This window comes from Aeromonas sp. s4, from assembly GCF_040907855.1.
Classification (GTDB): domain Bacteria; phylum Pseudomonadota; class Gammaproteobacteria; order Enterobacterales; family Aeromonadaceae; genus Aeromonas; species Aeromonas caviae.
Genome location: NZ_JBFOCP010000057.1, coordinates 65,256 through 77,156, shown reverse-complemented (window position 1 = coordinate 77,156; position 11,901 = coordinate 65,256). Strand labels below are relative to the sequence as shown.

Sequence of the window (11,901 nt, the reverse complement as noted above, 5' to 3'; positions counted from 1 at the left end):
AATGATGAAAAAGCTCAATACCCTGCTCGCTGCCGCCATCATGTCCGTGCTGGGCACCGCCCAGGCCGCGGATCACACCCTGGCGATGGTGGTCTCCACCCTCAACAACCCCTTCTTCGTCACCATGAAGGAGGGCGCCGAAGCCAAGGCCAAGGAGCTTGGCTACGAGCTGGTGGTGCTGGACTCCCAGAACGACCCGGCCAAGGAGCTCTCCAACGTGGAAGATCTCACCGTGCGCAAGGTCAACGCCATCCTGATCAACCCGACCGACTCCGAAGCCGTAGGCAACGCCATTCGCCTGGCCAACAAGGCGAACATCCCGGTGCTGACCCTGGACCGCGGCGCGGCCCAGGGTGACGTCAAGGCTCACATCGCCTCTGACAACGTGGCCGGTGGCAAGCTGGCTGGCGACTTCATCGCCGAGAAGCTGGGCAGCGGTGCCAAGGTGATCCAGCTGGAAGGGATCGCAGGTACCTCCGCCGCCCGTGATCGCGGCGAAGGCTTCGCCCTGGCGGTCACCGCCAACAAGCTGCAGGTGCTGGCCTCCCAGCCCGCCGACTTTGATCGCACCAAGGGTCTGAACGTCATGGAGAACCTGCTGGCCGCCCATCCGACCGTGCAGGCAGTGTTCGCCCAGAACGACGAGATGGCGCTGGGTGCCATCCGCGCCGTGCAGGCCGCTGGCAAAGAGGTGATGATCGTGGGCTTTGACGGCACCGACGATGGCAAAGCCGCCGTGGCCAAGGGTAAACTGGCCGCCACCGTGGCCCAGCAGCCCGCCCTCATCGGCGCCATCGGCGTGGAAACCGCCGACAAGGTGCTCAAGGGTCAACCGGTGGAAAAATCCATCCCGGTACCGCTGCAAATCGTCAACAAGTAAGTTGTTGGGGGGAGGTTCGCCTCCCCTCTCTTTTTCCGCCAGTGCCGCCTGGTCTGGGTCCACCCAGACCAGGATGTACTCAACCAAGGGTGATAGGAATGAATCGTCTCGTAGTCCTCGGCAGCGTGAATGCGGATCATGTGCTGCGCGTCCCCCACTTTCCCCGCCCCGGTGAAACCCTGACCGGCCACAGCTATCAGGTCGTTCCCGGCGGCAAGGGCGCCAATCAGGCGGTGGCCGCCGCCCGCCTCGGCGCCCCTGTCTCCTTCATCGCCCGCATCGGTGATGATGCCATCGGCCACCAGATGAAAACCGGGTTTGCCAACGACGGCATCGATGTCAGCGCCGTCGAACTCGACCCCAGGCTCCCCACCGGCATCGCCATCATCTATGTGAGCGACGAGGGGGAAAACAGCATCGGCATCTCCGCCGAAGCCAATGGCGCCCTCACCCCGGCCGTAGTGCAAGGTCACGAGGCAATGATCGCCGCCGCCCACACTCTGCTGCTGCAACTGGAAGTGCCGCTGGAGAGCGTGCAGGAAGCGGCCCGTCTGGCTCGTGCCCACGGCACCCGGGTGGTGCTCAACCCCGCCCCCGCGCGCCCGCTCTCAAGGGATCTGCTGGCGCTGGTGGACCTCATCACCCCCAACCAGACCGAGGCCGAGCTGCTGACCGGCGTCAAGGTGACGGACGAAGCGAGCGCCCGGGAGGCTGCCGCCCGCTTCCACCAGATGGGCATCGGTGAGGTGATGATCACCCTGGGGTCTCAAGGGGTCTATTGCAGCAAGGGGCAGCAACAGGCGCTCATGCCGGGTTTTCGGGTCAAGGCGGTGGATACCACGGCGGCCGGGGATACCTTCAACGGCGCCTTCCTGGCGGCCGAGCTCGCGGGCGCCGACTTTGACGCTGCCGTACGCTTTGCCCACGGGGCGGCGGCACTCTCCGTCACCCGGTTTGGTGCCCAGAGCTCCATTCCGAGCAAGCAGGAGGTCGATGCCTTCCTCCTTGAACAGACTGCGCAGGGGCACTGATGGCCAATATCAAGGAGGTGGCCGCGCTGGCAGGGGTGTCGACCACCACCGTCTCCCACGTCATCAACGAGACCCGCTTCGTGGCCGAAGAGACCCGGGAGCGGGTCTTCGCCGCCATGCGCGATCTCAACTATGCCCCGAGCCTGGTGGCCCGCAGCCTCAAGGTAAAGGAGACCAACAGCATCGGCATGCTGGTTACCACCTCCAGCAACCCCTTCTTCGCCGAGGTGGTGCGCGGGGTGGAGCGCTACTGCTTCGAGCAGGGTTACAACCTGATGCTGGGCAACACCGAAGGACAGGCCGAGACCGCGCTCTCCTACCTCAAGATGATGCTCAGGAAACGGGTCGACGGCCTGCTCATCATGTGCAGTGAAGGGCAGCAGGAGGTGTTCAACCAGCTCGACTGGCTCAAGAGCCTGCCGGTCGTGGTGATGGACTGGGGCATGGAGAACGGCGAGGTGGATCTCATCGCCGACAACTCCCATCGCGGCGGCTACCTGGCAACCCGCCATCTGCTGGGGCTGGGTCACACTGCCATCGGTTGCATCACGGGCCCCCACAGCCGCGCCCCGGCCAACCAGCGCCAGGCGGGTTTCGAGCAGGCGATGCAGGAGGCCGGGCTCACCGTCAATCCGGGCTGGATCCAGGAGGGAGACTTTGACTGCGCCAGCGGCGCCGCCGCCATGACCCGCCTGCTGGCACTGCCAGAGCGTCCCACCGCGCTGTTTGTCTGCAACGACATGATGGCCATGGGGGTCATCAGTGCCGCCCATCAGGCGGGGCTGGTGATCCCCCGCGATCTCTCCATCGTCGGCTATGACAACGTGGCGCTGGCCCAGTTCATGTCCCCCCCGCTCACCACGGTCAATCAACCGAAAGAGGAGCTGGGCCGCCTCGCCGTCACCCGGCTGCTGGCGCGCATCAACGGCGAGCCCATCGCAAACCGCATGATCACCGTGGATCCGGACCTGGTGATCAGACACTCCTGCGCTCCCTTTTCCTCACCGGACAGCAAACCAGTTTAAGTGCCAGCAAGCAGCAGAAGGGCGGCCATGAGCCGCCCTTCTGTGTATTGTCTCCTTGGCATCGGCCCCGAGACTGCACAAGCCACCACTCAACTCAGCTTGAAATCATCCTCTTGCTGCGCCTCTCCCCAGGGAGCCAGACGCAGCAGCCCCAGCGCCGTTGCCAACGGCTGGAGCAGCGCCTCGTACCCGGAGGGTGCTGGCAGCCAGTAGCGAATTGGCCAGCCCGCTTGCAGCAGTTCGGGGGCGCTGCTGCCAAGCTCTCTCAGCGCCAGCACGCAGCCACGCTCGCGCACCTTCTCAAGCAGGGTGGCATCCGGTATCAGCGCAGGCAATGCCAGGATCAGCCTCCCCTGTGGCAAGGGGGGCAGGCTCGCCAGCAGAGGGGCCAGCTGGGCAGGCTGATGAAGCCTTACCAGCAAGGTGCCACTGCATGGCTCTTCTGTCAGCCATCGTGCCATCACGGGCCCAAGGACACCACGCTCTTGCATCCAGCCCACGTCACAGGGCTGCTGGCTCACCTGCCAGCGCAGGCTGACCGCCGTCACCGGCACGCCCTGCTCGTCTCTCATCGCCTCGCAGAGGGTCTCCAGGGGGGAAGGGGCGGCCCCCGCCAGCCATTCCCGCAGTTGGTGCAGCTGCCGCTGGGCCATGTGGAGATCAGCCTTCATCGCACTCTGATACCACACCAGGGTGGTCCCCTCACGCTTGGCCTCGTTCAATGCCAATATGGCCTGCTCCAATAGCTCATCGGCATCCTCACCACCCTCGCACCTGGCCACTCCGAAGCGACACGCCAGATCAAAGCTGCTTTCCCGGGTCACGAACTCAAACTGCAACAGGCTCACCATGATCCCCATGCGGGCTTCGAGGTCGCCTTGTCCGTCGTCCAGCACCACGGCGAACTCATCGCCCCCCAGCCGGTACGCACGGCCGGGGCATGCCTGACGCAACCGGGCCGCGACCGCCTGCAACAGGCGATCACCAACCTGGTATCCGAGCAGATCATTGACCTGCTTGAACCGCTTAAGATCAAGCACCGCCAGCGCCTGGACCCGATCTTGCAGCAGGGATTGCCTGAGCTGCCCCTGCAAGGCCCGACGGTTGCCAAGCCGGGTCATGGGATCGAGCAGGGAGAGGCGACGATTCTGCAGATTGGTCCGAATGAGGGCAAAGACCAGCACACAGCCCATCACCAGCAGGATCAACTGCCAGATCTGGATCCAGAACAGGCTCTGGCGCAACTGGTTGAGGGAGGCTTCCCGCTCCTGGCCGGAAAGGATCTGCTCCCCAATCTGCTCCACCTGATGGGTCAAGCCGGTCAGCCGGACGAGGGCAAGATCGAGGGCTTTCCCCCTCTTCAGCTCCCCGGACTGCATCTGGGGATCCAGCCCCTTGAGTTCGTCAAAGAGCCGTTCAAGCACCTCCCCCAACCCATGCCTCGCCCGCGCATCGGCGGTCTCGGTACTGATCAGGAACACATCCAGCCGGTTCCACAGCAGGTCGTAATCCAGGCTCAGGGCCGCCATGTCGAGCGCCCCGGCACGGTAGAGGCGCACATCATAGAGAAATCGCTGGGACTCCTGCATTACCTGGCTGATGTTCCAGTGGGTGTTGCGGTAGAACATGTCAACGAGCTGCTCGTGCCGACTCTGCAGCAGCAGCCCCCAGAGGGACGAGAAGAGAAACAGCAGGGAAATGGCTGCAAGCAGCAGGTTATCTCGCTGTCGTCGCGTCACGGGACAACCTCGATGCGGATCACCTGCCAGACCATGTTGTTGTGGATGGCGGACACATCCATGTCGGGATGGGCCGAGAGGGGGACCAGCAGCCAGAGCGGCCCTTTATTGCGACGGGTGAGCGGTTTGTCATCCTGGTAACGCACCAGGGTCAGCGGCACCTTGGCAAACAGGGAGAGATCGACCCGCTGCTGGTAGCCATTGAGTGCGGCGACATCGATGGCGCTGGCACTATCCACCTGCTGCGCCGCCAGCACGCTTTTCAGGGTCGGTCCACGATAGCGGTGAGTGCCGAGGGTCCAGGGCGTCGCCGTCTCGAACTCCACTTGTGGCAAGGCGGCCAACGCCGCCTCATCCAGGGTGATTTCCCGCTTGTCCGGCAGGATCAGTTGCAATAGCGAAGAGGAGGAAGCCTGGGTACCGAACGAGAAAAGCACCAGCAGGAGAGAGGCCATCCCGCGCGTTGGAAAGTTCATGACATGTTGTGCCAGCTGCATCTTGAAGTTAGGTGTCAGTGTGGCGATTTCAGTGGGTCAATGCAACTGTGTGAAAAATCAATAGTTATGGGCCCCGCATCTCCATCCAGTTATGTCCCTCGACGGTGAGAGGCTGATGCACACCGCAACTTTGCAGGAGTTCATCCACAAAAGCGGGCACCAGCAAGGAAGCCGGACCATAACGTTTTTCATCAAACTGGCTGCCCACTTCGCTCGGCTCCAGATTGAGCTCCACCGTATGGGCACCGTTCAGGCCGGCCTCATGGACGAATCCGGCGGCAGGGTAGACCGCCCCGGAGGTCCCGATGGAGATGAAGAGATCGCACTGGGCCAGGGCCGAGTAGATGCGGTCAAGCCCAAGGGGCATCTCCCCGAACCAGACCACATGGGGGCGCAGCGGGTGGGGAAACTGGCAGCAGGAACACAGCTCTTCCTGATGGAGATCCCCGCGCCACTCGATCACCTGACCCGAGCCCGGGCAGCGGGCCTTGAGCAACTCGCCGTGCATGTGGATGAGGTTCTTGCTGCCGGCACTCTCGTGCAGGTTGTCGATGTTCTGGGTGACCAGGGTGACGCGCCCCGGCAGCAGGCGCTCCAGACGGGCCAATGCATAGTGGGCCGGATTGGGGTGGATCTCGGCGCGCTGCAACTGATGGCGCCGCGCATTGTAGAAACGTTGTACCAGTTCGGGATCCCGCGCATAGCCTTCAGGGGTGGCCACGTCCTCCACCCTGTGCTCTTCCCACAGGCCATCACAGGCCCGGAAGGTCTTGATACCGGATTCGGCCGAGATGCCGGCACCGGTGAGGATCACGATATGTTTGGCTGACTGCACCATGGTTGTTCTCCTCCAACGGGTAACAGGCTGACCTTAGCACAGGAGCAAGAAGCGGCCCATTCGCCCTTGGTCTTAGGCCGATGGGAACACAAAGCTCGCCATGGGCGCGAGATCCAGCCTGGCAAAGACCATCTCCCGTCCTGTCACCAGGGTAAGTGGCAACCCGAGCCCCTTGAGCAGAGCCAGCATGGGGCGATTCTGGCCGAGCACTTCCGCCGTCCACTCCCGGATCCCCTCCCCGTATGCCAGCCGCGCAAGCGCCAGCAGGATGCGACGCCCGGCGCCGCGATGCTGAAAATGATCCGCGACGATGCAGGAGAACTCGGCCCTGTCCGGGTGCAGGCGCCGGCGAACGGACTGGGCCATGGCAAGCGGCGCCCCCTGCTCGTCGGTCAGCAGCAATCCTATCTGGGGTTCTCTGGGGTAGTCGAGAAAGAAGGCGAGCTGCTCGGCCGTCGCAGGCTGCTTGGCCCGCATGAAGCGCAAATAGACGCTCTGCTCGCTCAGGGCGTCATAAGCCGCGCTTATTCGCTTCGGGTCGCTGCCCGCCAGCTCCTGCAAGCGGCAAGTCAACCCCCCCACCACCATCGTCATCGGCAGGGCGGCCCGTGAGGCGGGAGCCGTCCAACCCGACATTCCCTGCCACAAGCGCGGCTCATCGAGCGGCCAGCAAAGATAGCGAGCCATTTACCAGCGCCCTGCCATGCCGCGATCCTGCCACTGGGCGGCATCCTGCAGGTTGAAGGGGTCGTCGAGGTAGAGCGCGATGCCAAGCTCCCGGGAACGCTGGATGAAGCGGGCCAGCAAGGAGTCGGCTGCCATCGCCTCCAGCTCGGGCAGCAGGTGTTGCCCGAGCAGCAGGGATTGCAACGGCAGACGCTCGATGAGATCAAACGGCAGGTGCTGGGCATGATCGAGCAGCAGCGCGAGTCTGGCCCCCGCGAGGCTCGCCTGCAGTACCAGGGCGAAACGGTCCGCCTGGCTCAGCAGGTGATCCCGTCGGTGGATGACCAGGGTCAGCTCGCTTGCTTCTCGTCCATGCTGCTCGAGCCAGAGCTTGAGCGGCTCCCAGTGAGGGGAAAGGCCGCTCAGGCTCAGCCAGATTGGCAGCGTGCAGGAGGCCGCATCTGCCAGCAGCCCAAGCTGTCCTCTCGCCTCTCCCTGCCAGCTACGCACGGTGCGCTTGAGCCCGCCCAGCCTGCGCTGACGCTGGGGGCCAAGATAGAGCATCTTGAGCAGACGCAGCAGATCGTCGCTTTGCAGCGGCTTGGCCAGGGCGGCCAGCACGTTGAAACCCGCATCGTGCAGGAGACGCCGGGCACCGTCTATCAGGGTCTGATCATGAGCGGAGAGCAGGATGATGGGCAGACCGCTGTGGCGATACTGGGGATGGCTCATCAGCAGGCTGATGGCATCCTGCTCCGCCAGACTGAGATCACAGATAAGCAATCTCACGCCCCCCTCTTCCAGCGCCTTGAGGCACCCTTCGCCATCCTGAACCCAGTGGCAGGGCAACCCCAGTCCCTGGATCTCCTGCTGAATGCAGGCTCCCTGGAAGGGGTGATCTTCGAGCAGCAGGATCTGGCACTGGGCGAGCCAGGCACGCCACCCCTGCTCCCGTGCCTGCAACCCCTCGAGCCAGGGGTCGCTGAGGCGATAGATCCCCGCCCCGGGAGCCAGCAGATGAGGCAGATAGTCGGCCCCCTGATGAGAGGCAGGATCAAACAGGGCGATGGCCCCGGCGGCAAACAGTCCTTCCCATTGCCAGCCGGCATCGGGTCGGGTGCGGTGCAGATTGGCATAGGCCGGCAGCCCCACCCCCTTGACCGCCTGATGGGAGACGGCGTCCAGGGCATAGACGCTGACCGGGTAAAACGTTGGCTCCTGGCTGTCATCAGACTCCAGCAAGGCCATCAACTCTTCATCTGTGATGATCATGTCATGCTCTCTCGCCCAGTTGTCGGCAGACCTCTTCCACGCACTGCCTCAAGGCGGCTCCAAGGGGATGTCCGGGGGCCTCCTGCCAACGGTCGATCACCTCTACCAGGGGGGTAGCCCCCACCATTTTGGCGGCCCCCTTCATCTTGTGTAAAGCCGTATTGAGGGCCTTCTCGTCCCCTTGTGTGACACACCGCTCAATGTCGGCCAGATCCTGGTGAACCGATGCCAGATAGATGTCAATGAGGGCCGGGCTGAGGGAGACGGGCAGGGAAAGGGCTGCCGTTGGCTGCGGTGCCTTCCCCCCGTCATGGGGGCCAAAGACGGTACGAAGCAGTACGGCCAGATCCCTGAGCAAGACGGGTTTGTCCAGATGGCCCTGACAGCCGCATTCTGCCAGTCGCTGCGCCGCCTGCTCGCTGAGATCCGCAGTGATCACGTAGACGGGTAGATGCTGCCAGCGTTCATCGGCGTGCAATTGCCTGCAGAGCTCGGCGCCGTCCATCACCGGCATCTGCAGGTCCGTCAGCACCAGATCCACCGACTCCGATTGCAGGATCTCCAGTGCCAGACGGCCATTGGCCGCGCTCAATACCCGGGCCCCCAGCTGACCCAGCTGCATGCTGATCAGCATTCTGTTCACCTCGTGATCTTCCACCAGCAGCACCCGCCTGCCTGCCCCCGGCAGGTCCGTGATCTCCTCGGCGCCACGGACGAGTCTGGGCTGCAGCAGGCTGACCACGGAGCCCGGGATCCAGGGTTCCCCCTGCCAGTACCAGGCGCGCAAGCCCCCATCGTCCTGCATGGCCCCAAGGCAAGGTGCCGCCGGATCCTCGGCCACGCCAAACTCTGCGAGCCAGGCCCGCATATATTCGAGCTCCCCGGGCAACAGTTGCAGGGAGACCGTCTTGACGCGCGGTTGCCAGGGCGCCTTCTCCTGCGCATGCCTGAGGGGCAACGAGCAGAGGAAACGGCTACCCCCGCGAGCCAGAGGCTCGACCCGGATCTCGCCCCCCATCTGTTCCATCAGCTGGCGGCAGATGGCCAGCCCAAGCCCGGTTCCCTGAGCTCTGGGCTGGCCAGGCTCCTCCCCTTGTTCGAAGGGCAGGAACAACCGGGGCAACAGCTCGGCACTGATCCCGGGCCCCTCGTCGTCTACCCCGCACACAATCCACTCCCCTTGTCGCCGGGCCCAGAGCACCACCTCTCCCCGCTCGCTGAACTTGATGGCGTTGGAGAGCAGGTTGTGCAGCACCTGTTGCACCCGGTGGGGATCGAGTTCCATCAAGGCGGGCAGCGCCGGGTCGAGCGCCAGGCGCAGTTGCAGATGGCGGGATCGCGCCTTGGACCAGTGCACCGCCGCCACGTGCTCACACAGCTCCACCAGATCCGTGGGCTGTACGGAGAGGCGCAACTGACGCGTCTCGTTGCGGCTGAAGTCGAGCACATCGTTGAGCAGTCCGAGCAGTTCATTGCCCGCCTGTCTGACATGGGCCAGAGCCGAGGCCTGCTCTGCATTGAGTCCGGTCTGCTCGAGCCACTCCAGCAAGCCGAGCATGGCGTTCATGGGGGTGCGGATCTCGTGGCTCACGGCGGCCAGGAAGCGTCCCTTGGCAAGCACGGCCTGCTGGGCCTGCTCGTGGGAAAGCTGCAGGGAGTGCTCCTGCTCCACCCTGGCCGTCACATCCTGCACCACCCCGTAGATCCGCCACCCCTCCCCCTGACGGCGCCCCCTGCCGGAAAATTGCAGCCAGCGAGTTCCCTTGGCGGGGTGCTGATAGCGCAGCAGATGGGAGAAAGGTCGCCCGGCTTGCAGCATGGCCAGCATGGGGGCTCGCATCTCGCGCCTGTCCTGGTGGGAGATGCGAGTCAGGGTCTCGTTGGGATTGACCCGGATCTGCTGGCTCGCCAGCCCCAGCAGTTCGTGACTGCCCCGGCTCACAAACTCCACACGGGTGATGGCTCCCCCCAGCAGGGTGAATTGCAGCACCACACCGGGCACCGTATTGGTGAGGGCGCGCAGGCGCCGCTCTGCCTGACGCAGCAGGCGGGTACGCTCGCGCAGGGCGCTGATGTCGGAGAGGGCGATCAGATCCCCTGCCGGTGCCTGGGGGCCCAGTCGCAAGGGGATCTGGGCATAGGAGTAGACCTGCTCGTGCAGCGCCAGCTCCCCTTCGGCGCCCTGCAACTGTGGCGCGGGCAGCACCAGATCGGCGGCGTAGCGCGCCTCCATGCGCTTGGCCCGCTTGTTGCGCTTGATCACCTCCCCTTTGTCATTGCGCAAGAACACGGGAACGGGGAGCGCCTGGAAGAGAGACTCCCTGAACTTGCTTTCCAGCGCCAGCGCCTGCTCCACCTTGTGACGCTCGCGGGCCTCCTGGGCCAGTTGCTGACGGGATCGCCAGACTGACCAGATCACTGCCATGCTGATCAGCAGTGCCAGCAACACGGAGCCAAGCCAGAAACCGTAGCTGACCCCTTCCTGCTGGTTGACCACCAAGCGGCGCCAGCGTTGCACCAGCTCGTCCACCTGCCGATCATTGAGGGTCATCAGGCTCTGATCCAGCACCCCTGCCAGGCTGGTCTGTTCCGGCCGGATGGCAAAGCCGAGGCCGAAACGCTCCGGCAATTCGGTGATGGTCAGCTCGCTCAACTGGTTGTTTCGAATGGGATATTGGAGCTGATACAACTCCGCCAGCATGGCCTGGGCATCCCCATGCCGCACCGCCACCAATCCCTGCAGCAGGTTGTCGGTCACCTCCCACTCATGCTGGCCGAACCGGGCAAGCAGGCCGGGATCATAGAGCATTCTCGGGACCACCACCTTGCCACTGACGTCCGCGAGGGAGACAGGCCCCCTCTTGCTGCGACTGACCAGAGCATAGCGGCTGGTCGCCACCATCCTGGTGAAGTCGAACTCCTTGTTCAGGGCGGCGGACTCCATCAGCCCGACCATCATGGCGGCATCGCCACTGCGCAGCAATGCCAACGCCTCCTCCCGGCTAGCGGCGGGCACCAGCTCGAAGCGCAGTCCCGTCTGCCGACTCACTTCCCGCAAGACGTCCGCACTCCAGCCAATGAGCTCTCCCTGCTGGTTGACGCCGCTGTATGGCATGAAACCGGGATCCGCCACCATCTTGATGGTGTGGGCCTTGCCGACCAACCAGGCCTGCTCCTTGTCGGTAAAATGCAGGGGATTCACATCCTGCTCACCCTGAGGCAGATACTTGCCCAGATCCCGGTAGAGACTGCCCGGCGGCAAATAGCGGATGGCCGTATCCACCAGCTCCAGCAACTCGGGCTGGTTGCGCATCATCAGCCGGTAGCTGATGACCAGATCATCGCTGCGAAGACGGCGAAGGCGCAGCCCTTCATCCGGGAATTCCCGCATCAGATAGCGCAGTTGCAGATAATCGCCGAGATAGGCGCTGCCCTTGCCGGCCACCAGGGCACCATACCAGTTCTCGGCATCGGTCAGCTGTTGCTGGGATGAACCAGGATAGAGACGCTTCAGGATCTCCTGGGCCTGCCAGATAGGTGACACCAGAAACTGCGCCTGATCGAGCTCACCCCGATAGAGGATGGCGGACTCCGCTTCCATCATGGCCCGACTCAAGACGGTATCGCTCGAGTTCGACCGGGCAGGCCCGACGTGAGGAATGAGATCGCAGCGCCCGTTCAGCAGATCCTGCGTCATGGCTGCCCAGCTCGGCCGCTTCTCGACATGCACCGGTACCGGCAACAGCTCTGCCAACCGCGTCATGCGATCGATGAGCAAGCCCCCCTCCGCCTCCAGATAGGGAGGACGTTGCAGGGCCGGGTAACAGAAGGTCAGTCCGGTGAGCGAATCGGCATAAGCCTGGGCACCCGGTGACAGCGGGAGTATGGCAGCACGCAGTGGCAAGGCCAGCAGCGCGCCGGACAACAGAAGGATTTTTATCATCTGAATGGAA

The 11,901-nt window shown here is 64.0% G+C and carries 9 protein-coding genes; 3 read left to right on the top strand and 6 right to left on the bottom strand.

The window, feature by feature from the left end:
* Positions 1 to 4 precede the first annotated feature (4 nt).
* The 3 genes from rbsB (at position 5) to AB5Y89_RS19295 (ending at position 2,936) form a co-directional block, all read left to right on the top strand.
* Complete coding sequence (gene rbsB / locus AB5Y89_RS19305) at positions 5 to 880, top strand: ribose ABC transporter substrate-binding protein RbsB (RefSeq protein WP_010674790.1); 876 nt, start codon at positions 5 to 7, stop codon at positions 878 to 880.
* Positions 881 to 978: 98 nt separating this feature from the next.
* Positions 979 to 1,911 carry a ribokinase gene (gene rbsK, locus AB5Y89_RS19300; protein ID WP_048207722.1) on the top strand — a complete coding sequence of 311 codons (933 nt, stop codon included), beginning with the start codon at positions 979 to 981 and terminating at the stop codon, positions 1,909 to 1,911.
* Positions 1,911 to 2,936 carry a substrate-binding domain-containing protein gene (locus AB5Y89_RS19295; protein ID WP_041211440.1) on the top strand — a complete coding sequence of 342 codons (1,026 nt, stop codon included), beginning with the start codon at positions 1,911 to 1,913 and terminating at the stop codon, positions 2,934 to 2,936. Before rbsK ends, AB5Y89_RS19295 begins: the two co-directional genes overlap by 1 nt.
* A gap of 89 nt (positions 2,937 to 3,025) precedes the next feature.
* Here the strand turns inward: AB5Y89_RS19295 and AB5Y89_RS19290 are convergent, their stop codons facing one another.
* From AB5Y89_RS19290 to AB5Y89_RS19265, 6 genes are all read right to left on the bottom strand, one after another.
* Positions 3,026 to 4,675, bottom strand: a complete 1,650-nt coding sequence (locus tag AB5Y89_RS19290; protein WP_368224298.1) for a GGDEF domain-containing protein — start codon at positions 4,673 to 4,675, stop codon at positions 3,026 to 3,028.
* Positions 4,672 to 5,130: a hypothetical protein gene (locus AB5Y89_RS19285; protein WP_010674793.1), complete on the bottom strand. Its 459-nt coding sequence runs from the start codon at positions 5,128 to 5,130 to the stop codon at positions 4,672 to 4,674. The genes AB5Y89_RS19290 and AB5Y89_RS19285 overlap by 4 nt, the downstream gene beginning before the upstream one ends.
* 106 nt (positions 5,131 to 5,236) lie before the next feature.
* Complete coding sequence (cobB, locus tag AB5Y89_RS19280; protein ID WP_041215132.1) at positions 5,237 to 6,010, bottom strand: Sir2 family NAD+-dependent deacetylase; 774 nt, start codon at positions 6,008 to 6,010, stop codon at positions 5,237 to 5,239.
* A 72-nt stretch (positions 6,011 to 6,082) separates the two neighbouring features.
* The gene (locus tag AB5Y89_RS19275) at positions 6,083 to 6,697 is read right to left on the bottom strand and encodes a GNAT family N-acetyltransferase (RefSeq protein WP_045524895.1); all 615 of its coding nucleotides are present in this window, start codon (positions 6,695 to 6,697) and stop codon (positions 6,083 to 6,085) included.
* Complete coding sequence (locus AB5Y89_RS19270) at positions 6,698 to 7,948, bottom strand: response regulator (RefSeq protein ID WP_368224297.1); 1,251 nt, start codon at positions 7,946 to 7,948, stop codon at positions 6,698 to 6,700. It lies immediately after the preceding gene.
* A gap of 1 nt (position 7,949) precedes the next feature.
* On the bottom strand, positions 7,950 to 11,873 hold the full coding sequence (locus tag AB5Y89_RS19265) for a transporter substrate-binding domain-containing protein (protein WP_368224340.1): 3,924 nt from the start codon (positions 11,871 to 11,873) through the stop codon (positions 7,950 to 7,952).
* Between the last annotated feature and the right edge of the window lie 28 nt (positions 11,874 to 11,901).